General features: G+C 58.5%; 21 protein-coding genes. 18 read left to right on the plus strand and 3 right to left on the minus strand.

Annotated features, from left to right (window positions below; translation table 11 throughout):
- Positions 1 to 169 precede the first annotated feature (169 nt).
- Positions 170 to 583 carry a winged helix-turn-helix transcriptional regulator gene (locus BW940_RS16210; RefSeq protein ID WP_076610255.1) on the minus strand — a complete coding sequence of 138 codons (414 nt, stop codon included), beginning with the start codon at positions 581 to 583 and terminating at the stop codon, positions 170 to 172.
- Between the two features lie 140 nt (positions 584 to 723).
- Between BW940_RS16210 and BW940_RS16215 the strand changes: the two genes are divergently transcribed.
- Entirely contained in the window at positions 724 to 1284 is a 561-nt protein-coding gene (locus tag BW940_RS16215) for a DUF2703 domain-containing protein (RefSeq protein ID WP_084776792.1), read from the plus strand.
- Between the two features lie 77 nt (positions 1285 to 1361).
- On the plus strand, positions 1362 to 2621 hold the full coding sequence (locus tag BW940_RS16220; protein WP_076610256.1) for a saccharopine dehydrogenase family protein: 1260 nt from the start codon (positions 1362 to 1364) through the stop codon (positions 2619 to 2621).
- A 28-nt stretch (positions 2622 to 2649) separates the two neighbouring features.
- Here BW940_RS16220 and BW940_RS16225 read toward each other — a convergent pair whose 3' ends face one another.
- Both BW940_RS16225 and msrB read right to left on the minus strand, forming a co-directional pair.
- A complete protein-coding gene (locus tag BW940_RS16225) occupies positions 2650 to 2868 on the minus strand; it encodes a YgaP family membrane protein (RefSeq protein WP_076610257.1) in 219 nt (72 codons plus the stop codon).
- The gene (gene msrB, locus BW940_RS16230; protein ID WP_076610258.1) at positions 2865 to 3299 is read right to left on the minus strand and encodes a peptide-methionine (R)-S-oxide reductase MsrB; all 435 of its coding nucleotides are present in this window, start codon (positions 3297 to 3299) and stop codon (positions 2865 to 2867) included. Before msrB ends, BW940_RS16225 begins: the two co-directional genes overlap by 4 nt.
- Before the next feature lie 119 nt (positions 3300 to 3418).
- Here msrB and BW940_RS16235 point away from each other — a divergent pair, with 119 nt between their 5' ends.
- From BW940_RS16235 to BW940_RS16315, 16 genes are all read left to right on the plus strand, one after another.
- Entirely contained in the window at positions 3419 to 4306 is an 888-nt protein-coding gene (locus BW940_RS16235) for a winged helix-turn-helix domain-containing protein (protein ID WP_076610259.1), read from the plus strand.
- Between the two features lie 535 nt (positions 4307 to 4841).
- On the plus strand, positions 4842 to 5729 hold the full coding sequence (locus BW940_RS16240; RefSeq protein WP_076610260.1) for a CPBP family intramembrane glutamic endopeptidase: 888 nt from the start codon (positions 4842 to 4844) through the stop codon (positions 5727 to 5729).
- A gap of 741 nt (positions 5730 to 6470) precedes the next feature.
- Entirely contained in the window at positions 6471 to 7484 is a 1014-nt protein-coding gene (locus BW940_RS16250; protein ID WP_076610262.1) for a HEAT repeat domain-containing protein, read from the plus strand.
- Between the two features lie 67 nt (positions 7485 to 7551).
- Positions 7552 to 8754 carry an ABC transporter substrate-binding protein gene (locus BW940_RS16255; RefSeq protein WP_076610263.1) on the plus strand — a complete coding sequence of 401 codons (1203 nt, stop codon included), beginning with the start codon at positions 7552 to 7554 and terminating at the stop codon, positions 8752 to 8754.
- Positions 8755 to 8756: 2 nt separating this feature from the next.
- Positions 8757 to 9680, plus strand: coding sequence for an NAD(P)/FAD-dependent oxidoreductase (locus BW940_RS16260; protein WP_076610264.1), 924 nt, complete (start codon positions 8757 to 8759; stop codon positions 9678 to 9680).
- 2 nt (positions 9681 to 9682) lie between these two features.
- A complete protein-coding gene (locus BW940_RS16265) occupies positions 9683 to 10813 on the plus strand; it encodes a FecCD family ABC transporter permease (protein ID WP_076610265.1) in 1131 nt (376 codons plus the stop codon).
- Positions 10813 to 11790: an ABC transporter ATP-binding protein gene (locus BW940_RS16270; RefSeq protein ID WP_084776793.1), complete on the plus strand. Its 978-nt coding sequence runs from the start codon at positions 10813 to 10815 to the stop codon at positions 11788 to 11790. The genes BW940_RS16265 and BW940_RS16270 overlap by 1 nt, the downstream gene beginning before the upstream one ends.
- On the plus strand, positions 11787 to 13694 hold the full coding sequence (locus tag BW940_RS16275) for an ABC transporter ATP-binding protein (RefSeq protein WP_076610266.1): 1908 nt from the start codon (positions 11787 to 11789) through the stop codon (positions 13692 to 13694). The genes BW940_RS16270 and BW940_RS16275 overlap by 4 nt, the downstream gene beginning before the upstream one ends.
- A 56-nt stretch (positions 13695 to 13750) precedes the next feature.
- Positions 13751 to 14968 (plus strand): ABC transporter substrate-binding protein, encoded by a 1218-nt coding sequence (locus BW940_RS16280; RefSeq protein ID WP_076610267.1) that lies wholly within the window; start codon positions 13751 to 13753, stop codon positions 14966 to 14968.
- 2 nt (positions 14969 to 14970) lie between these two features.
- Positions 14971 to 16161: an ABC transporter substrate-binding protein gene (locus tag BW940_RS16285; RefSeq protein ID WP_076610268.1), complete on the plus strand. Its 1191-nt coding sequence runs from the start codon at positions 14971 to 14973 to the stop codon at positions 16159 to 16161.
- Between the two features lie 3 nt (positions 16162 to 16164).
- Positions 16165 to 17358 (plus strand): ABC transporter substrate-binding protein, encoded by a 1194-nt coding sequence (locus tag BW940_RS16290; RefSeq protein ID WP_076610269.1) that lies wholly within the window; start codon positions 16165 to 16167, stop codon positions 17356 to 17358.
- 2 nt (positions 17359 to 17360) lie between these two features.
- On the plus strand, positions 17361 to 18554 hold the full coding sequence (locus BW940_RS16295; RefSeq protein WP_076610270.1) for an ABC transporter substrate-binding protein: 1194 nt from the start codon (positions 17361 to 17363) through the stop codon (positions 18552 to 18554).
- Positions 18551 to 19288 (plus strand): NAD(P)/FAD-dependent oxidoreductase, encoded by a 738-nt coding sequence (locus BW940_RS16300; protein ID WP_076610271.1) that lies wholly within the window; start codon positions 18551 to 18553, stop codon positions 19286 to 19288. Before BW940_RS16295 ends, BW940_RS16300 begins: the two co-directional genes overlap by 4 nt.
- 167 nt (positions 19289 to 19455) lie before the next feature.
- Positions 19456 to 20403 carry a DUF7551 domain-containing protein gene (locus BW940_RS16305; protein WP_076610272.1) on the plus strand — a complete coding sequence of 316 codons (948 nt, stop codon included), beginning with the start codon at positions 19456 to 19458 and terminating at the stop codon, positions 20401 to 20403.
- A gap of 1 nt (position 20404) precedes the next feature.
- Complete coding sequence (locus tag BW940_RS16310; protein WP_076610273.1) at positions 20405 to 21205, plus strand: DUF7260 family protein; 801 nt, start codon at positions 20405 to 20407, stop codon at positions 21203 to 21205.
- A gap of 76 nt (positions 21206 to 21281) precedes the next feature.
- Positions 21282 to 21539: a helix-turn-helix domain-containing protein gene (locus BW940_RS16315; protein WP_076610274.1), complete on the plus strand. Its 258-nt coding sequence runs from the start codon at positions 21282 to 21284 to the stop codon at positions 21537 to 21539.
- The last annotated feature ends 78 nt before the right edge of the window (positions 21540 to 21617 follow it).

Here is a 21617-nt window from a genome sequence, read left to right on the forward strand (position 1 = left end):
TGGGTACAGTTCTGCAGTACGTTCCAATTCCTCTCGCGTGGCCGTATTGAAACCCTTAATCGATGATAGGTTTCAGCAGCCATACTGAATCTAACATGGATGTCGTCATACTGACGGACAACTGAGGAGGTCAGATAACAACCCGTTCTCTTGGGTTAGTGACCGGAATTCAACACTGGTCGACAACCGTTACACACCCGTCTGAGAGTGCTTCAGTTCGACACTCCGCTGCCGTGTCGGAGCAGTCGTCAGTCTGATGATCGTCTGCCGTCTGGTTGTGCAGTTCGACCAGCGACTCTAGTTTCCGAAGGTGTGTAGCGATCTGTTCACCCCGGTCGCTGAGTGAGTAGGTGGTGGTCGGTGGTGATGTCTCTGCAACGGATCGCTCGACGAGGCCATGACACCTGAGTTCTTTGAGCCGTTTGGAAAGCATCGGCGCAGTCAGACCGTGGAGTTCGTTTTGGATTGCGTTGAACCCGTACGACTCCTCAGAGAGGAGACGGAGGATGTGTAGAGTCCACTTCGGCCCAAGAATGTCCTGTAACCCGTGCCATTTTGCCTGCCATTGCTCGCTCTCGCTCATTACCTCAATAACAGTGTTATAACTTCATATACGTTCGTGGTTCCTCGCTGTATCTCACTCTGGCAGTTTCGATACGCTAACCCCGTTTGTGTCTGATTACTGATCAATGTATATACCGCCGAGACGTATTGCGAACTGCGATGAACGACCCGACAGACAGCACTATCGTCTCGATTGTACAGCCACCAGCCGAGGAGTACACACAGCGGACGGTCACCGTCGATTTCCTCTATCTGGACAACGAATCATGTGACCGGTGTATGGGGACTGAAGATGCCCTCGAAACGGCACTCGAACGTGTAGCACCGATTCTCGATGCGCTGGATGTCGCCATTACCGTCAGAGACATTCATGTCTCAACACTCGAGGCTGCTAAAACGACGCAACTCGCCGTGTCACCGACGATCCGTATCGATGGACAAGATATCCAGCCCGACTATCTCGAAAACACCTGCGAATCGTGTGGAGAGTTCTGTGCATGTGAGGGTGATGTCGATTGTCGTCTCTGGCGGTACCGTGGTGACGAGTACACGACGGCACCTGTTGAGTTACTCGTCGAATCCCTAGTGCAGGCCGTTACACCGAAACAGATGCAGTTTGATGGCGCACGTGAGACGCAGGCCTATCAGCTCTCGTCGAACGTGAAAAACTTCTTTACCGACACAGAAGACGACACATCGGAGTGTGGCTGTGATTGCTAGCCAGTAGACCACGAGGATCATAACTTGTGTGACCATGTCCGTTTTGCCACTCGACAGCGTACCGTGCAGTGATATACGTGTCAGATACGGACCGGCAGTACGATCTCGTGGTGTGGGGCGCGACCGGCGTTGCAGGCAGCCTCGTGGCCACATACCTCACAGAACAGTATTCGCCAGACACCCTCTCGTTGGCGCTCGGTGGACGGAACGCAGAGCGACTCAAAGCGCTTGTCTCGGACCTCACCCGCCAGAGTGAGTGGAGCGAGATCCCGATTGTGCTCGGTGACGCAACTGATCCCGAAAGCCTCCGGGAGATCGCACACAGCACTCGCGTCGTCTGTACGACGGTTGGACCGTACACGACGTACGGAACACCGCTCGTGGAGGCGTGTGTCGAGACCGAAACTGATTATTGTGACCTGACTGGGGAGGTGACCTGGGTTCGTGAGATGATCGACCGCTACCACGAGCCAGCGGTCGACGCCGACACGCGTATCGTGCACAGTTGCGGCTTCGACTCCGTCCCCGCGGATCTCGGCACCCTGCTCGTCCAGTCGGACGCGGCTGATACGTTCGACACCACTTGTGACATGGTCCGGATCTACGCCGAAAGTGCTCGTGGTGGCGTCAGCGGCGGCACGCTGGCTAGCATGGTCGAACAGTTCGAGGCCGCATCGACCGACCCGCTTGCCCGCCAGACGCTTCGACACCCGTATTCGCTGGCCCCGCCTGGGGAGCGGTCCGGCATCGACCCGGGCACACAGCGTCGTCCGCGAAAAGATGGATTACGGAAAGCCTGGACCGCCCCGTCACCGATGGCTCCGGTCAACGAACGCGTGGTCCGCCGAAGCAACGCTCTCCTGGGATATCCATGGGGACGTGAGTTCCGCTGTACGGAGGTCATCCCGACTGGACCTGGACTCAAAGGTGCCGCCGGTGCAAGCCTGATCACGGGCGGTCTCGGGCTGTTTATTGCAGCGATGTCCATCGGGCCGGTCCGGTCAGCGATCAGTGAGTACGTGTTTCCAGAGCCCGGTGAGGGCCCGACGGCCGAACAGGTCAAGAAGGGCCATTTCACCGTACGCGTGCTTGGGCGGGGAACCACCAGAGACGGCCCCTTCACCGTGGAAGCCGAGTTCGGTGCCGACTGGGACCCGGGCTACGGCGCCACCGCACGCATGCTCGGCGAATCCGCGATGTGTCTCGTCGAGGACGACACCAACTCGCCACTGGACGGTGGCGTGTTAACTCCTGCTTCGGCGATCGGCGACCCACTCGTCGACAGACTCCGCGATGTCGGGTTCACCGCCACCGTCGGCCGGGCGACTGAAAACTAGAGCCAGTAAGACGCCGACAGCACTGCTTTCAATCGACCGGGCAGCGATCGATCCCGAGCACACGATACAACAGACATCGCCGCATCACCCCTTCAACGATCAAAACGACCGCGATGATTCCGAGCCCGAGTGCCGAGACGACCGGCACGGTCACCACCCCGAATGCGGCAAGTGCAGCGAAGACTGCCAGTGCCACCCCTCCCACGACCCGAACCATCGCGTCGATGCGTCCGACATTACGGTTCATTCCTGCGTGGCCCCTTCGCTATTCGTCGCGGTGAACGTGAGCGCAACGCCGTTGAGACAGTAGCGCTTCCCGGTCGGTTCTGGCCCATCGTCGAAAACGTGTCCGAGATGTCCGCCACACTCGGCACAGCAGATCTCGAGTCGCCTATCCAAGAGGCCTGTCTCGCGCTGGGTGACAACCGCATCGTCGTCAGTTGGATCCCAGAAGCTCGGCCAGCCCGTCCCTGACCTGTATTTTTGGTCAGTGTGAAACAGCTCGCTTCTACAGCCAGCGCACTCAAACACACCGTCCTCGTCGGTGTGGAGGAGCTCAGACGTACCAGCAGGTTCCGTTCCAGCCTCACGGAGCACATGGTACTCTTCGTCGGAAAGCACTGTTCGCCATTCGGATTCGGTCTCCGGTTGCCCGTCGTCTGTGAGTCGCTTGCGCATACGTAATTGCAGGTCGTCGACTCCATGAACGTTGTGCGTCCACAAAAGGTGGTTTAGACTCGAGGAAGTCGGACGCTCTTATCTCGGTGGAAGCACAGACGGACAGTAGTAGATTGAATATGGGAGTGGATCAGAATGTTCACATCGATCAGGAAGTGGTTGATGCCATCAATGCGCTCGGAAATTCCAAACGATTAGAAATATTACTCGCGTTGGATAAAGTGGAGGAAGAACATCAGAAACCGTGGCACACGATGTCTTTTACGGAACTGTATGGCGCAGTAGACGTGGATAGTTCGTCCCAATTTTCGTATCATTTGGATCAACTCGTCGGACAATTCGTCAGTGAAACACCCGATGGATACCGGCTTACGTATAGTGGAAACAAAATCGTTCGGACGGTCGTCTCCGATGTGTACGAAAGTACTTCAGCATTCGAAGACAGCGAAGTCGCCGGTACCTGTTTGTTCTGTGAAGAGGCGTCACTTCTAGCAACGCTTGACGCCGAACAATTCCGTATTCGCTGCACCTCGTGTGACGCGATCCTCGTAACCGATTTCTTTCCTAAAAGTCAAACGCGTGGCCGGACGACTGCAGAGATCATCGAAAGTTTTGGCTACCGCATCTGGAGTATGTACATCCAGTTACGAGGGGATGTTTGCCCGGAGTGTTTTGGCCGCGTCGATACGACTGTTGACGTGTACGAGTACGATGGAAAAACGATTTACCTCCATGTTAGCTCGTGTCGTGAGTGTCAACATGTAATCACCATACCAATTGAAGTGACTGTTGCGTTTCACCCAGCAGTTCTCTACCTATTCTGGGAACACGGCATTTCGCTACTTGACGTGCCGCTGTGGGAATTTTTCGAGTTTATGACGTCCGATGTGATTGTAACGGATACCGTCTCCGATGATCCGTTTACAGCTACTTTCGAAATCACGCTGGATGATGAGGTGATTCGTCTCAAAATGGACGACACAGAAACAGTGTCAATTGGACTGTGAGAAGGCAGTTTATATGCTACCTGGTACTCTCAGCATCACTCCGGAAGCGATACCGGTTCGAACTCTTGTAACCCGAAGTACGTCAGTACGACAGCACTCAGTCCTGTCAGGAGAAGCCCGCCCCCGGATCAGGTCCCCGAGAATCGGAATCACTCCGAGTACCTGTAACAATACCATGATACCAACGACTCCGAGACCGGTCGCCAGTCCGACTCGTGAGGTGTTCAGTTGTTGCGGAGCTAACCACTACTGTCTCCAAGACTGTACTAATAGCTATGGCCACAGAACAGCGATCGACTTGTTCCGCACGTACCTCCCGGCCGCTTGCAGTCTAGCTCTATGTGCTCTGTGCGGTCTCGTTGGGTATCAGCGCAGTCTACGGCGGAGTGATCCTGATCCTCGAACGGGCGAACGATCCGCTGGGGCTGCCGCTCCATTGGGGGTATGTCAGATCATCAATTGCGTCGGCGGGTGATCGTCATCTCGAGCTCTACGCCCCTCACTGTATTAACTACGTTCAGCCCGTACATGGAGTATGGAACAGGCGACATATCGACCGATCTGGAATACGTCCGTCTCAGCCGGCAATCCATGGCTGTTCTTTGCCGTCACATTCGCCATCACGTGGGGGTTCTGGTTGACAGCGATCATTCTCGGGGTGAGCTTCGACAGCGCTGCAGGACTCGTGTTGCTCCTGATTGGGCTTGTTGGTCCTGGAGTTGCCGGTATCGGGTTCGTGTATCTTGTGTACGATGACCGAGGACGGGCAGATTTCTGGGATCGCCTGAAACAAGTTCATCGAATCGGCGTTCGATGGTTCCTCGTGATTCTTCTCCTTCCAGTAGTAGTGACTGTCACAGCTGCGATAGTGAGTTTGCTATTGGGCGGGTCAGGTGCGTCATGGGGCGAAGGAGTACAGGAATTTGGCGTGAATCCACTTGCGATCCTGCCGGCGCTATTTTTCGCTACACTCCCGCCGATCCTCGAGGAATTAGGATGGCGAGGTTATGCGTTAGACCGACTGCAGATGAACTGGTCCGCGCTGAGCGCCAGCGTGCTGTTAGGCGTGGTCTGGGCTGTCTGGCATCTCCCGTTATTCTTTATTGAGGGGTCGTTCCAACGCGAGGAAGTTGGATTCGCCACACCCGGGTTCTGGCTGTTTATGATCGGAATTGTCGCACTGTCAGTCATATTCACGTGGGTCTATAATCACACCTCACGAAGCATCCTCGGCATTATTCTTCTTCATGGATGGATTAATTTCGTCTCGGAAACTATCGAAGTCGGAGACGTATTCTATTACGTTCACTGGATGTTACTCGCAGTGATACTTACAGCAATCTGGGGGGCGGCGACGCTCACAAATACCGAAGCGGTGCCTCACCCACCTCTTGGGAGCGATCACGACCGCAGATACAGCTGACACAGATCGTTCTGTGCGATAGCTTCCCGCGCTCGATCGACCACGTGCGGAGAGCATACGAGACACGCGTTTTGAAGGCAGCACAACCGGTGAACTACCTACCTACTCGCTGCCCTTCGGCGGCTCCTTGAGGAAGGGGGCTTCACGCCTATGAGTAGCTAACAGCACACAATTTTTCATGGAGTGATCTTCTCGAGCATCACTCCAACGTTTCACAGAAGACAAGCCGTCAGCAGTTATTACTGGTATCTCCGTCCCCGCTCGGAAGCTTGTGAGGTCGTCAATACGGTCTTCGAGTGCTTCGATTTCCTGTTGCAGTTCCTCGGCTTCGGTCTCCTCGCTAGCAGCAAGTCGATGCTGCAATCCCTGAGGGCAGACTCCTTGACGTCGTCGTCGACCTTCTGTTGGTCAACACCCATACCCGCTCACGGTCGATCCTTTCTGTCTCGAGCATCGAGCGGACGTCCTCGTCGTCTTTGAGCGAACGGTTGCGGCGACTCGTGCGCTGGACTGAGCCGTACGGACCGGCAGTAGGACGGTCGTGATGCAGCGCACCTCTCTGCGGTATAGCGAACGAAGCGCTCGCTTCGCTCGCGCTGAGCGAGTTATCTCCACTGAGACTGAGAGCGTTTTTGGCCGTCACCGAAGTGTACTAGTTTTCAGATGAGTTTCGTGTGTCGGTGCAGAACCATCGGATTGAAGCAGCTAGTCGTGAAAAGCTGTCACATACCCATTGAATCAATGAGCGAATCAGACCAACCGTCAACGTCCGACCGCCTGACCGACCTCCTCGATGAGGGGGACAACGAAAAGATGGTAGCATATCTCGACCGGCTCGGAACGGTTGATGCTGATACCCGCAAGCGTGCGCTACGGGCAGTTCGGAATGGAGCCGAAGACCGTCCGACCGCCTTCGAGGGACTGGCGACGCCACTGGCGGCGTTCCTGACCGACGACAACCGGGCGGTCAGGCTGACAACTGCGAAACTGTTCGTCACGCTGGGCCAGTCCAAGCCGGAGACTGTCCTGCCAGTCGTCGACACACTCGCGGACCGGCTCGCCGATGAAAAGGAGTTCTACTACGTGCGGGCGCGGTGTGCCGAGGCGCTCGGGTACGTCGCGCTCGACCATCCCGAGGCGGTGAGCGACCCAGAAATCATGGCGGATTTCCGTATTGGCCTCTCGTTCGATGAGCCGGAGGTCAAAGAGAAGCTCGCAAAGGCACTGGAGTTCGTCGCACTGGGTGATCCGTGGCGACTCCGCCATCAGGTTGACTCGCTGGCAGAACATCTCGACGACGAAAACGAACTCGTTCGATACCATTTGACGACGACGCTGGTGGCCCTCGGCTGTGAGCACCCAGAAAAGCTCACGGACGCTGGCGACGCGCTAACGGCCCGATTGGACGACGAGGAAGATAACCTGTACACGCGCGGCCGTGCTGCGGAGGCGCTTGGTCTGCTCGCACGCGCCGAGTCGGACGCGAGCTCCGTGGACGGTGTGCCGGAAGAAGATGACGAGGAAGAGTCGTTCCTGGCCGAACGGGTGCGCTTTGCGCGACAGGCGCTTGCAGGGAGAGAGCCAGACGAGACGATACCCGATGAGGTTGGCACTGTCGAAGCGGTTCGTGAGACCACCAAAGAGGCCGTCGCGGAGATCACCGCACCAGACGGCGAAGGCGAGTGTCCACACTGCGGGCTCGTGTTACCGGAAAACGGCCCGCCAATGTGTCCCCGATGTGGGGCACCGTACTGAGTAAGACAGATTTTAGGCCAGCCTAAGATTCGAAAGTGCTTTAGCGTTTTAGGTCAGCCTAATTCGTATGTCGAAAGACGGCACACGGAACGAGGCACCGACGCGGCGTGACTACATGAAGTACGGCGGGGCGGTCGTCGGCGGTGGGTTGCTCGCCGGCTGCACTGATGACAGCGGCCAGTCAGCGTCGGATACGACTGGGTACGAGGTCACCATCGAACCCGCCGGAACCGTTCGGTTCGATGACGTTCCCCAGACATGGGTCGCGGAGGGTGGTGCGTGGGTCGATATGGGTGTCGCCCTCGGCGTCGAAAACGGACTCCTCTCCACGGGATCGTATCCCGCGCCGCAGTTCTTTTACGATGAACTCGGCGTTTCGTTCAACCGAGACGCGTCTGTCGAGTTCTGGCGCGATGGCGGGTATGACAAGGAGATATTCTATGAGACAGACGCGAACGTCCATTTTCTTGATCCGAACGCGATCAAATACTGGGATGACAACTGGGACGACGACGATATCAATGAAATATCTCAGGCGGTTGGGCCGATCTGTGGCAACAACTGTCGGCGTCGCCGCGACTTTCGAAACGAACTCGACTATCCGCTATATTCCCTATACGAGGCCTTCGAAAAAGTCGCACAGGTGTTTCAAAAGGAGGATCGGTACGAGGCGCTCGCGGATGTCCACGACGAGGTTCTCGACAAAGTGCAGTCGCGGCTCCCTCCTGTTGACGAACGTCCCAGAATAGGACTTATAAATGGTGGATCTCGACCTTTAGAAAACCTGTTTTATCCCATGGATCTGCTCGCTGACGGCTACGAATTAAAGACGTACCGTGATCTCGGTGCAGTCAGCGCGTTCGAGGATACAGACGGCGGCGGGAGTGAAGCAGATTACGAATATATGCTTGAGGTCGACCCGGACGTGCTGATGATACATTGGGGCATCGGCAATGGGAGTACCGTGGACAAGGCGCCCGAAAACGGACGCCGATTCGACCATGAATTGTTTAATGAAACGTGGCTCGAGGTGATGCAAGACCACCCGCTCGGTCGACAACTGGCAGCAGTCCAAGATGAGAATATCCTCCCGGGCGCGTGGGGTGAACAGGGTCCGATCGTCAACCTATTCCAAACAGAACTGACAGCGAGACAGCTGTACCCTGAGGAGTTCGGCGAGTTCGATCCTGAACGGTATCCGAACGTCCCGGAAGAGGAACAGCTGTTCGACCGCCAGCGAGTCGCCGATATCATCAACGGAGACATCTGAGTATGAGTACTACGGATACACCCCAAACAAGTCCTCACCACGATGTCGTCATCGTCGGCGGCGGCCCGACAGGCTGTGCGGTCGGCGTCTTCACTGCCCGGTATGGTCTGGACACGATCATCTTCAACCGCGGACGGTCATCGATCCAGCGGTGTGCATACCTCGAGAACTACCTCGGGTTTCCCGCGGGTGTCGATATCGAGACACTGTACGGGTTGATGCACGATCACGCCGAGGAAGCAGGCTGTGAGATTATCCCCGACCTCATCGAGTCGGTCGAACGACCAGACGACGGCCGAGGATTCCTTGTTACACCTCAGGAGGGCGATCCCATTACCGCCCGTCGGGTCGTCGCGGCGACGCGCTACGACGGCGAGTACATGCGTGGTCTCGACGACGACGCGGCGATGTTCGAGACGTACGAACACGACGGTGAAACGCACGAGCATTTCGACGGAGAGTATGCGGCCCACGACGGCTCGACGCCGGTCGAAGGGCTGTACGTCGCGTCTCCCTCTACCGAAGACAAGCAGGCGCTGATGGCCGCCGGGCGCGGGGCACGCGTCGGTCTTCGAGTCGTCGAAGACACTCGTCAAACGCGTGGTTATCCAGAGGCGGTCGCTGATCACTACGACTGGATGCGTCAAGCGTCCGAACTGGACGATGAGTGGGGTGACCGTGATCGCTGGCGCGAGTGGTTCGACGACCGACTTCCCAGCGACCACGATCTCGACGAAGAGCGTCGTGTCGAGTTGCGCGAGCGGGACATCGACCGATCGCTCGAGACGTACCTATCCGACGAAGAAATCAAGCGGCGTAGAGTACACGGGCAGCAGCGGCTACTCGAACACATCGATGACGAACTCATCCTCGAAGCGGCGCGCGATATCGAATCTGAGCGGCAATCGACCGAGGTGAGCAACTAACGATGGCTGGTGAACCCGTCACAGAGACCACGACCACCACGCGCCGGGAACGCTGGCTTGACTGGTTCGACGGCTCACTGATTACGCTCTGTCTGGGGAGCATCGCCGTAATCGTCGCTGGTGGACTCATTCAGGTGAGTTTTGGTGCGTTTTCGATGAGCATCGTCCAGGCGTGGCAGGCCGTATTTAACCCAGAGGTGATTTTCAATGTTCGGGCGTGGGAAGCGTTCCTACTCGGGGCGGACGTCCCGGAGATGAACACACAGAGCCTCATCGTCTGGAATATCCGCCTGCCGCGGGTGTTCGTCGGCATCCTCGTCGGAATGAACCTTGCCGTTTCAGGCGCGATCTTCCAGGCAGTCACTCGGAACGAGCTCGCCAGTCCGTTCATCCTTGGGGTCTCCTCCGGAGCGGGACTGATGATCCTGCTGACGCTCGTCGTTTTCGGCGGGTTAGCGGCGTTCCTCCCACTCATCGCGTCCGTTGGCGGCGCGCTCGCGTTCCTCATTGTCTACGCTATCGCGTGGAAGAACGGCACTTCACCGGTTCGACTCGTGTTGGCAGGTGTCATTGTCGGGACGGTGTTCGGGTCGCTCCAGACAGCGCTGTTCTTCTTTGCGGACGACATCGGCGTGGTCCAGTCCGCCATCGCGTGGACCACGGGTTCGTTGACTGGAACTGATTGGGACCAGGTTCGAATGGCGTTGCCGTGGACAGCCGTGGCGATGCTGCTGGCGCTGATTAGCTCCCGACAAATGAACGTGTTGCTTCTCGGAGAGAATACGGCAAAATCGCTTGGCATGTCGGTCGAGAAGGTTCGGTTCGCGCTGTCGGGTGTGGCTGTCCTGGCGGCTGCTGCGAGTATTGCCGTCGCCGGTATCGTCGGGTTTGTCGGGTTGATCGTCCCGCACATGGTCCGCAACATCGTCGGGAGCAACTACAAGAAACTCGTCATCGGCTGTATCTTCGCCGGACCAGCGCTGATGGTCGCTGCGGACGTCGGCGCGCGCCTTGGGATGGCGGTGATCGCCGGCTCGGATACGCAAATCCCTGTCGGCATCGTCACCGGTCTCATCGGCGGACCGTACTTCCTCTACCTGATGCGCAGGCAAGACAAGATGGGTGAGATCTGATGCGCGACGAGCAGACACTCGAGACTGACAGCGGACTCGAGACGGTTCTCGAACGTGAATCGACGCTGACAAACGGCCAGCACGACCCTGATGCGGAATCGAACTGCAGCGCCAGCGAATTTGCTGGTCAAGATCTCGTCATCGGGTATCCGTCGTCCGACGAGCCGGTCATCAATAGAGAATCAATTCACGTCATGCCTGGCGAAGTGACTGCGCTCGTCGGGCCGAACGGTAGCGGTAAGAGTACTCTTCTGAAGGGGCTCGCGGACCAGCTCGCACTCGAGGATGGGACCATCATGCTCGATGGGAAGGATATCCACTCGCTCAAAACAAAGGAGCTCGCTCGGGAACTTGGCCTGCTCTCTCAGGAGAACGTCTCGCCCAATAGCATCTCCGTCGAAGAGCTCGTCGGGCACGGTCGCTATCCACATCGCGGCTTCTTTGACTCGCTCACCGATGAGGATCGACGGGCAATCGATCGTGCAATCTCGCTGGCTGGTGTGGATCACCTCCGCGAGCGCGAAGTCGGAAGCCTCAGTGGTGGGCAGAAACAACTCGTCTGGATCGCTATGGTGCTTGCTCAGGAGACGAACGTCCTCTTGCTCGACGAGCCGACGACGTTCCTCGACCTGCACCACCAGCTCGAAGTGATGGAAATCGTCGAGACGCTCCGCGACCAGAGCGATATTACGGTCGTCGTTGTGTTGCACGATATCGACCAGGCGGCCCGATACGCCGACCATATGGTCGCTCTCAAAGACGGCTCGATATACGCCAACGGGTCACCAGAAGAGGTGGTGACCGAAGGGTTACTCGCGGACGTCTTCGAGATCGACGCCGACGTTCAGCCGACCGAACGGGGGCCCCAGATTACGCCGATCCGTCCCCGTCACGACGATGATGATGACCAGGACAGCACGGAGACGGGAACCGACACGGAATCGTCACCAGACAACGCTACGAAGACGGACCGATGACCGAGAGTGAGGAGGCGTTCGAGACGGAACTCGACGCCTACCGTGATCGCGTGTCGAAACCGTTGCTCCGGTTGTTCAGCGCGTACGGTCTCGACGAGTGGCGATGGCTCGTACTCGGGCTCGTCGTCAGCGTACTCACGTACGGCGCGGTGCTCGTGACGCCACTCGTGCTCGGGACGACCATCGACGCTGTGTTCACCGGCGAAGCAGCGTACGCGCTCCCGTTTGTCCCGAGCGCGTGGCTGCCGACTGAACCCGCGACTCAGTTCTGGTTGTCGGCAACGATCGTCGGTGTCGCACTCGGCGGTGGAGCGGTACTCCAGTGGGTTCGTGGGGTGGCTATCAACTTCTTTGCACACGGCGTGATGTACGCGATTCGCGTGGATGCCTACGAGAAGATGCAGCGTCTCGACATGACGTTCTTCGACAACAAGGAGACCGGCGAGATCATGTCGATACTCAATAACGATACCGGTAACTTGGAGGTGTTCTTCGATAACGCGCTCGGCGACAGCGTCCGGATCGGCGTGATCGTCATCGGCATCACTGCCGCCCTCTTCTATACGAATTGGCAACTCGCGCTCATCACGCTCGGGGCGGTTCCATTACTCGTCGGGTTCACGTGGTGGTTCGTTCGAGTGATCGAACCCCGGTACGCGACGGTTCGTTCGACCATCGGTGACCTGAACACGCGCATCGAGAACGGGCTCAGTGGAATCGAACTCGTCAAGACCACCAGTACTGAGGACTACGAGAACGACCGGGTCCGCGATGTCTCTCGTAACGTGTTCGACGCCGAAATGGACGTACTGAAACTGAGTTACTTCTACCGGCCGGGGATGGAACTGATCACCGGTACAGCACTCCTCGCTACGTTCGTCATCGGCGGACTGTGGGTGTTCTCCGGGCCGCCGGTGTTCTTTTCTGGTGAGCTTACGACCGGGGATTTCGTCGTGTTCATGCTCCTGACCCAGCGACTCACGGGGCCAATGGCGCAGTTATCGAATATTGTGGATTGGTACGAGAACGCACGCGCCTCCGGCAAGCGGATCTGTGGATTGATGGACGTGCCCGTCCGCATCGAGAACGCGCCCGATCCGATCCCACTAGCCGACGTGGATGGGCAGATCGAGTACGACAATGTGACCTTCGACTACGAATCCGGTGATCCGGTACTAGACGGCATTGATATCGCAGCAAAAGCGGGTGAGACGGTGGCCATCGTCGGGCCGACCGGTGCTGGAAAGTCGACCGTCGCCAAACTACTCTTGCGGCTGTACGATGTCACCAACGGAGCAGTTCGAGTTGACGGCCACGACGTACGCGACGTGCGACTGTCGGATCTGCGCTCGTCCATCGGCTACGTGAGCCAGGACACGTTCCTCTTCGACGGGACGGTCGCGGAGAACATCCGCTACGGCCGGTTCGACGCCGACCGCGAGGACGTGATCGCAGCGGCGAAGGCCGCCGAGGCGCACAGCTTCATCGAGGGGCTCTCGGAGGGGTACGACACGCGCGTCGGAGAGCGCGGGGTGAAGCTCTCAGGTGGCCAGCGCCAACGCATCGCCATCGCCCGGACGGTGTTGCAGGACCCGTCCATCCTGTTGCTCGACGAAGCGACCAGTGCGGTCGATACGGAGACGGAGTACCTGATTCAGCGATCACTCGAGAGGCTTGCAGCTGATCGAACGACGCTGGTGATTGCCCACCGTCTCTCGACTATCAAAGATGCCGACACGATCGTCGTGCTGGACGAAGGTCGGGTCGCCGAGCGTGGCACCCACGAGGAACTGTTGGCGGTCGACGGGTTGTACGCGAATCTCTGGGGTGTGCAGGCCGGCGAAATCGAGTCGCTGCCAGAGAACTTTCTGGAGCGGACAAGGTGCCCGTCCACCGAGCACTGATTTTGGCCGGCCTAAAAATCGGAAGCACTATATTGTTTTAGGTGAGCCTAAATCGTATGGCAGATGAAGCGACAGAACATGATGCACCGACGCGCAGGGAATACATGAAGTACGGCGGCGCAGTTGTCGGCGGGGGACTGCTCGCCGGCTGTACTGGGGATGATGGGGGGGCACAATCCAGCGAGAACGGGTCGGCCGGCGACTCCTATACTGTTCCGATGTTTCCGGTAGGTGAAGTGGAGTTCGAGTCGGTTCCAGAATCCGTCACACCGTATAACATGGGCTGGGCAGACATGCTCGTCTCGCTCGGACAGGCAGACAAGCTCAAGACGAACCGGCTGACTGCGCCGACACTGTTCTACGACCGCTTCGATATCGACTGGGACGCCGACTACCCCGCGCTGTGGCAGGACGGCGGCTGGTCGAAGGAAGTGATGTACGAACTCGATCCGGATGTCTTCCTCATCGACCCGAACCTGATGAGTCAATGGGGCGATAACTGGTCCGAGGAGGACACCGCGGAACTTGGGGAGAATGTCGCCCCGTTCTTCGGCTGTCATAACCGCCGAATCCGCGGTGACTGGCAGAAGGAGCTGGGCTACCCGGAGCAGGCACCCTCGCTGATGGAGGCGTTCGACGCGGTCGGGACCGTCATGGACGAGCGAGAACGCACGGAAGCGTGGCTTGACCTGCACGACGAACTGCTGTCCGAGGTCAAGTCCCGGATACCCAACGACGAGCCGCCCTCTATCGGGTTAATAAATAGCGGCTCGGCCCCGGAGAAAGGCGAGTTCTACGTGTTGTATCTAGAGGACAACGGCTACGAGATGAAGCCGTACCGTGACCTCGAACTGGTCGAGGCCGACGCGTTCGCGGGCGTCGAGACCGGCCAGTACGGCCTCACCGATTACGAAACGATGATGGAAGTCGATCCAGATCTGATCCTGGTTCACTGGGGAATTACGACTGGGTCGGTAACATTCGGCGGCGACGGCGCATTCGACGGCGAGCAGTTCCGCGAGCAGTTCATCGAGCCGATGGAGAACCACGAGGTCGGTAGTCAACTGACTGCAGTTCAGGAAGATCGCGTGCTCCCCGGACCAACAGCCGAACAGGGGCCGCTCGTCAACACCTTCCAGACAGAATTGACAGCACGACTGTTCTATCCGGAGGAATTCGGTGAACTCGATTTGGACGCACCACTGGACGTGCCTGATGCGGAACAGCTGTTCGACCGCGAGCGAGTTGCGGACATCATCAACGGAGACATTTGAATATGAGCGATGACATCACTACGACGGACGCACTGACGCGACGGGATACGATTAAATACGGCGGTGCAGTCGCTACTGGTAGTCTGCTAGCGGGTTGTGTAGGCGATGGCGACAGTGAAGACACGGACACCGAGACCACCAGCTACTCAGTAACGATGTCGCCCGTGGGCGAAGTCACGTTCGAGGAGGTGCCGACGAACGTGATGGCGTACAGCCCACAGTACGTCGACATGCTGGTCGCGTTCGACCGCACCGAGTCACTCACGTCCGTCGGGTTCACCGACGATCTCGTCGATCTGCAGTACTTTTACGACGCACTCGACGGCGTCTCCCTGTCGGCGGACGGCCTCACACAAATGTTCGACGAAGGGATGGATAAGGAACTCTTCTACGAACTCAACAACGACGTGCATCTGATGGATCCGGCCTGGGTCACGACGTTCGACGGCTGGGGCCAAGACGATGTCGAGGAAATCGAAGCAAACGTCGGACCGTGGTTCGCAAATCGCTACAGCCGGCAACATGCCCAGCCCCCGGAGGCGTACCGCGACGACTACCAATACTATACGTTGTGGGAACTCTCGGGAAAAGTCGCCGACGTATTCCAAGAGCGAGACCGGTTCGAAGCGCTCGAAGCTGAGTACCAGAAGCTCTACGGACACATCCGTGCGAACCTGCCACCGAGAGACGAACGTCCCTCTGTCGGGTTGCTCTCGTATTGGGACGGGAGTTTCTACCCGTACAAAATCAGCGGCCCCGGGTTCGGGAAAGCCCACACGCGACCGATGGGTGCACAGGACGCCTTCGCGGACAGCAACAAGACCTACGCCGAGAACTATGACGCCGCGTACGACTTCGAGGGACTGCTCGAAATCGATCCTGACGTCATCCTCCACATCTTCGCGATCGGCCCGTGGTACGACTGGGATGAAATTCGAGAAACCGTATCGGACGATCCGGTCGGACGGGAACTCACCGCAATACAGGACGACCGCTTCTATGCCTCTGGCGGATCGTTCCAGGGCCCCATCAAGAACCTCTTCCAGTTGGAGATGACGGCCAAGCAGCTGTATCCCGAGCAGTTCGGCGAGTGGCCGCGTTACGAGGAAGGCGACAGCTATCCCGACTTCGACGAGGACGAACAGTTGTTCGACCACCAACGGGTTGCAGCCATCATTAACGGAGAACGCTAAACAATGAGCGACAACGATGCCAGCACGACAGGGGCACCGACGCGACGCGAGTACGTAAAGTACGGGAGCGCGATAGTCGGCGGGGGGTTGATCGCCGGCTGTACCGGAGGTTCGGGTACGACGCCCGAACAGGCGGACACGTCGACGCCAGAAGATCAGCGCTACTCGGTGACGATGTCGCCGGTCGGCACCGTCGAGTTTGACGAAGTGCCCGAGCGCATCTTCACTCGCCTTTCACACCATGCTGGGATGGCGTTCGCACTCGGCCGTGGCGACGACGTCAACGCGGTCAACGGTCCGGCGTACTACGACGCGACGTGGAAGCAGTTCACCGAGAGGCTCCCCGGCGTCTCGGTCGACTGGTCGGATGCCTACGCCTCGTGGGAACCGAGCAAAGAGCAGCTCTACGAACTCGAAAGTGATGTCCACCTGGCCGATCCCGCGTGGGTCGTCCAACTCGACCAGTGGAATACGGACGACATCATGGAGGTCGACGAGAACATCTCCCCGTGGTTCGGGAATTCACTGAGCGACCGCCGCCAGGAGCCGACCAGCGAATGGGACAGCGACTACGAGTACTACAGTCTGTGGGAGCAGTTCGAGAAAGTCGCGCAGGTATTCAAAGAGGAAGCGCGGTACGACGCACTCGCCAGCATCCACGCGGATATCATCGAGACGATCGAAGCGGGGTTGCCATCAGAGAGCGAGCGGCCGTCGGTGGCGATGATTACCGCAGCAGATGTCGAAAAGCAAATATGGGCATACACGGTCGACAATCCGGGATTTCTGACGGCACACACGCGTCCCCTTCGACCTCGGAACCCGTTCGGGAACTCGTTCGAATCCGGCTCCACCATTGACTTCGAAGCCTTACTGGAGGCCGACCCGGACGTGATTCTCTTCCTGAGCGGGATGCAGCCGAACGTGAGTATGAACAACCTCCGGTCGACGCTGATCTCACACACCGTTGCCTCGGAGATCACTGCAGTGAATGAGGGGCGTGTCTTCCCGCAGGGCGCTCGCTACCAGGGACCGGTGCTAAACCTGTTCCAATTAGAAATGAGCGCAAAGCAGTTCTACCCAGAAGAGTTCGGCGAGTGGCCCACATCCGACGGCGGTCCGTATCCCGAGATTCCTGTCGATGAACAACTGTTCGACCGCAAGGAGGTAGCAGACATTATCAATGGGGAGTTCTGACCATGAGCGATAACGACAGTAGTACGGTTCGACACGAAGCTCCGACACGAAGAGAGTACGTGAAGTACGGCGGCGTAGTCGTCACTGGCGGGCTGCTTGCCGGGTGTACTGGCGGGAATAACTCGCCAACCCCCGACCCAGAGTCCGAAACCGAAACTACCGAACAGAAGGGATACGACGCCGCAATTGAACCATACGGGCGTGCAACGTTCGACCGTCCGCCGGAGACGTACGCGACCATCGGCGGTGCCTGGACCGACTTCGGGTTTGCGTTCGCATCAGAACCCACTGCCATATCTAACTTAGCGGAATATCCGACCCGGTACTACGAACAGCTCCCCGGCGTCTCGTTCGATACGGACGGCATTATTAATCTCGGCCCACGTCAGGAGTACGGCAAAGAGCAGTTCTACGAACTTGACGTGGACATGTTCCTGATGGATCGAATCCTCGTTGCGAACTACGCCGGCTGGGACGAAGGTGACTTCGAGGAGATTACCGAGAACGTCGCGCCGTTTACCGGCTCGTACATCCGGAACGAGTGGAACGGCGAGGAGATCGGTCTCGAGTTTGAGTTCCCGTATTACACCTTCCTCGAAGCCATCTCTCTGGCGGGCGAACTGTTTAATGATCCTGAACGAGCAACGGCCTTCAGAGAGCTCCACGAAGACTTCGTCTCGTTGCTTAAATCGGCCGCTCCGGAGTCGAACCCGTCGGCCGGGCTACTCTACAGCGCGTCTACGCCAGCCGACGGCCAGTTCATGATCGCCGACCCGACTGTAGACGGGGTTGCGACTCGCCAGTATCGGCTCTTCGGGGTGGAGAACGCGTTCGCCGGTATCGACCTCACCGACGGCTGGAAGACAGACTACGAGGGGATGCTCGAAGCCGACCCGGAGTACATTTTCGTCGATTCGACACTTTCGATCGATCGTGAGACGTTCGAGGAACAGTTCGTCACCCCACTGGAAGAGAGCGCCGTCGGAAGCGAATTGACCGCCGTTACGGAAGGGAATATCTTCCGCGGTGGCGGACGGTACCAGGGGCCGGTTATTAGCCTGTTCGTGAGCGAGATTCTCGCCAAACAGCTATATCCGGACCTGTTTGGCGAGTTCCCTACACTCATCGATATCCCTCAGGACGAACAGCTATTCGATCGCCAGCGCGTCGCAGACATCATCAACGGAGACATCTGACCGTGAGCACCACCGTTCCATCAGACGTGGTCGTCGTAGGTGGCGGCGTCGCCGGCCTCTCAGCAGCGATATTCACCGCCCGCCACGGCCTCGATACTCTGGTCGTTGATGCCGGCCAGTCGATTCTCCGCCGAAACGCTCACCTGGAGAACTTTCCCGGCTTCCCCGCCGGCGTCAACGCCCGCCAACTGCTCGACCTGCTCAGTGAACAGGCCGAGGCGGCCGGCTGTGAGCGCATCGAGGACACGGTCGTTCGCGTCGAGGAGTCCGACGACAGATCCGGATTCGCAGGGGAGACCGAGGGCGGAGAGCGCTACCGCACCGAATACGTCGTCGCGGCGACGAAGAACGAAGTCGGCCACCTCGATGGCATCGAAGGCGTCGGCATCATTGACCGCGGGAAGGCTTTCGTCGACACCAACGAGCGCGGCCGGACCGGCGTCGACGGACTATACGCGGCAGATCGACTCGCCGAGAAGCCCCACCAGGCGATCGTCTGTGCCGGCCACAGTGCCGAGGTCGGCGTGACCATCCTCGAGGACGACGATCACCCGTTCTATCACGACTGGGTCGCCCACAAGGACTACTTCACGGACCGCGAGCGCGATCTCCCGCCCGGTTGTGAGGAAATTGACGAGGACGAACGAGAATCGAACGCGCTAGCCGTTATGCAGGATCGCTTTGTCGATCGTCACCCAGACGATCAGGAGACACACCCGTCCCTCGAACAGTAGCGACGCCTCATGAACGAACAGACACCGTTCTCGACGCCAGCCGAACGACGAGGGGAAAGCGGCCCACCCGTCGGTATCGGCAGTTCAGTCACGGCGGTAGGGGATGGTACTCGAAGCCGCCTGACCGGTTTCCATCCGTCCGAGTCAGCAGTACGGCGGAGTCTTCCATGATCGGCACAACACTCACCGAGATCCACGAGCGTATCGAGTCGCTGGCTAGCGACGACGGCGAGTATTATCTCGTCTGTGCGCGATTCGGCGACCGCCCTGTTCCCGCCTCAGACCTCCGGTTCGACACGCGGGCCACGGCGAGAGCGGCCGCACAGGCCACCACACAGTACCGGCAGGCGCTCCGTCGGTACGACCCGCAGGTTCCGTACTACGATATCATCGTGTGTCAGGCCGTCAGCGTCCAAACTCGACCCGCGCGTATCGAGACGTGCTGTGGCTCGCCGCCCACGTATCCAGCGTCGCTCCCTGAACCGGTCGTGAATCGCCCGCCGACAGTCGCCCGCGAATTTGTGGAGTTCTGTCACCGTGTCGCCGCAGTGGTCTTCGAGACACTCTCAGAGCACGGCTACGACGTCGTCGAATCCAAAATAATGGACGCGTACTTCGCACACGCTGAAGAGCTCTCGGACCCGAACGGGTTGTGTATCCGCCTCTTGGAGAGCATGGCGGTCGAACTCACCGACCATCTAAATTCATCCGAACAGGTTACCTTCCTCTCGGCAGCAGCGGACCGGTTGGAGTACGTCTCCGGAGACGTGATGGACATCGAAACGCGATCCTCAAAAAAAGGGTCCGTCGACGAATCGCTTTCCGTGCTCGAAGAAATTGGGCTCTTTCGTCGGGGTGCTCGGATAACCGATACCGAGGCAATGGGCGGGCAGTCCAGAAAACTCGTCATCGAGGTCTCCGGATACACGCTTCAACCGCGCGACGGTCGACTGCCGCTGCTTCCGATCGCTCTCATTATCCACCGATGTGACAACGCGTGGGTTCCAACCTGGATGGATTCGTCCAACGACGGCTGGCAGGTCGTATTTCGTCCCGTCGGCGACCCGGAGACGCTCAGTCAAACCGGCCACGTTTTCGCTCCGGAGGTGCACTGAAATGCCGGTCGAGACACACATTGACAGTGCACTGTCGCGCGTCGAGCGGGAACGAACCCACGTCGATGAGGAGCGTCAGGCCTACGAACGATTTCACTCGGGAGTCGCGTCGCTGTCGCCGAAGCCAGCGACGGCAGCCTCAGTGAATCCGTCTACCGCAGGGGGATGTTTCTCCGTCTCGGGCGGATCACAGAGCGAATCGACAACGACCGACTCCCGTCGCATCCGCGAGCTATTCGCCGAGACCGTCCATAAATACAGTGTTGCCGATCTCGATGCCAAGGAATCGCTGCTCGAGACGATCCAAGAGGAACTCGGTGACCCTATTGCGTTCGTTCTCGCACCCGGAACGGACGCCGAGGTCACCACACAGATTCAGAGTGCGATCTGTGCGACAACCCAACAGCGACGGCGGGAACTCGATGCAATGGGCAGCGCACTCGATCGGGAGCGCGAGTCGCTACAGGCGGCCGCCAACGACTGCCAAACCATCACCGAGTGGGTGGTGGATCACAATCAGACCTCGCTTCTCGAGTTAGGGTTCCCCGAACTTCGGCGATGTCATGAACAGCTATCGACTCACCGGGATCGATGTGAGAAGCGACTCCTCGCTCGGCAGGAGACCATTCAGGCAACGACGAGTCGGGATGCACAGCTCAGTCTCAAACACCGCTTGCTCGTAAGATACCTCTATCAGGAGTTCCCGGTTTCGTATCCCATCCTGTCGACGTTGACGCGCCTCGAGTCAGTGCTAGCGGACTGCCAGCGAACCGTTCGCGACCATCTGACTCGGAGAGTGTGACGTATGCGAAGGACACCCCGCTCCCAACGTGCTCGGCTCTGGGCTTGGCTGTACGTCCAGCTGTTCGGAGCTCCTGATGACTCCGAAGGCGATGATTCCGAGACGTCTCGTGACGCGACTCGAGGCAAAAGACCTCGTCAGCCACGAACCGTACGAGGGAGCGACGTTGACATCATTGGGTCGTGAGCGGGCAGAGGGGTTGCACAAAACCGACGTGACGCTCTCGTGGTTTTTCCGGGCAGTGCTGGCTCTCGACGCGCATGAACGCAAGGCGATGCGAATGACGGAACTAGTCAGCCCTTCGGTTGCCGGTCGACCATCCGTCTTTAGTTAGGCGCAAAACCGAACGATAGCGGCGGCTTATCGGGGATTCTTTTCGGAAGGAATGAGGAGGTGTTAGCTGTGCACACCA

It is taken from the genome of Natronorubrum thiooxidans, from assembly GCF_900156475.1.
In the GTDB taxonomy this organism is placed as follows: domain Archaea; phylum Halobacteriota; class Halobacteria; order Halobacteriales; family Natrialbaceae; genus Natronorubrum; species Natronorubrum thiooxidans.

What these genes read in the sequence shown, in the direction of transcription:
- BW940_RS16210 (WP_076610255.1), bottom strand. Translation starts at nt 583, where the DNA reads ATGAGCGAGAGCGAGCAATGGCAGGCAAAATGGCACGGGTTACAGGAC.
- BW940_RS16215 (WP_084776792.1), top strand. Translation starts at nt 724, where the DNA reads ATGAACGACCCGACAGACAGCACTATCGTCTCGATTGTACAGCCACCA.
- BW940_RS16225 (WP_076610257.1), bottom strand. Translation starts at nt 2,868, where the DNA reads ATGAACCGTAATGTCGGACGCATCGACGCGATGGTTCGGGTCGTGGGA.
- msrB (WP_076610258.1), bottom strand. Translation starts at nt 3,299, where the DNA reads ATGCGCAAGCGACTCACAGACGACGGGCAACCGGAGACCGAATCCGAA.
- BW940_RS16235 (WP_076610259.1), top strand. Translation starts at nt 3,419, where the DNA reads ATGGGAGTGGATCAGAATGTTCACATCGATCAGGAAGTGGTTGATGCC.
- BW940_RS16240 (WP_076610260.1), top strand. Translation starts at nt 4,842, where the DNA reads ATGGAACAGGCGACATATCGACCGATCTGGAATACGTCCGTCTCAGCC.
- BW940_RS16250 (WP_076610262.1), top strand. Translation starts at nt 6,471, where the DNA reads ATGAGCGAATCAGACCAACCGTCAACGTCCGACCGCCTGACCGACCTC.
- BW940_RS16255 (WP_076610263.1), top strand. Translation starts at nt 7,552, where the DNA reads ATGTCGAAAGACGGCACACGGAACGAGGCACCGACGCGGCGTGACTAC.
- BW940_RS16260 (WP_076610264.1), top strand. Translation starts at nt 8,757, where the DNA reads ATGAGTACTACGGATACACCCCAAACAAGTCCTCACCACGATGTCGTC.
- BW940_RS16265 (WP_076610265.1), top strand. Translation starts at nt 9,683, where the DNA reads ATGGCTGGTGAACCCGTCACAGAGACCACGACCACCACGCGCCGGGAA.
- BW940_RS16270 (WP_084776793.1), top strand. Translation starts at nt 10,813, where the DNA reads ATGCGCGACGAGCAGACACTCGAGACTGACAGCGGACTCGAGACGGTT.
- BW940_RS16275 (WP_076610266.1), top strand. Translation starts at nt 11,787, where the DNA reads ATGACCGAGAGTGAGGAGGCGTTCGAGACGGAACTCGACGCCTACCGT.
- BW940_RS16280 (WP_076610267.1), top strand. Translation starts at nt 13,751, where the DNA reads ATGGCAGATGAAGCGACAGAACATGATGCACCGACGCGCAGGGAATAC.
- BW940_RS16285 (WP_076610268.1), top strand. Translation starts at nt 14,971, where the DNA reads ATGAGCGATGACATCACTACGACGGACGCACTGACGCGACGGGATACG.
- BW940_RS16290 (WP_076610269.1), top strand. Translation starts at nt 16,165, where the DNA reads ATGAGCGACAACGATGCCAGCACGACAGGGGCACCGACGCGACGCGAG.
- BW940_RS16295 (WP_076610270.1), top strand. Translation starts at nt 17,361, where the DNA reads ATGAGCGATAACGACAGTAGTACGGTTCGACACGAAGCTCCGACACGA.
- BW940_RS16305 (WP_076610272.1), top strand. Translation starts at nt 19,456, where the DNA reads ATGATCGGCACAACACTCACCGAGATCCACGAGCGTATCGAGTCGCTG.
- BW940_RS16310 (WP_076610273.1), top strand. Translation starts at nt 20,405, where the DNA reads ATGCCGGTCGAGACACACATTGACAGTGCACTGTCGCGCGTCGAGCGG.
- BW940_RS16315 (WP_076610274.1), top strand. Translation starts at nt 21,282, where the DNA reads ATGACTCCGAAGGCGATGATTCCGAGACGTCTCGTGACGCGACTCGAG.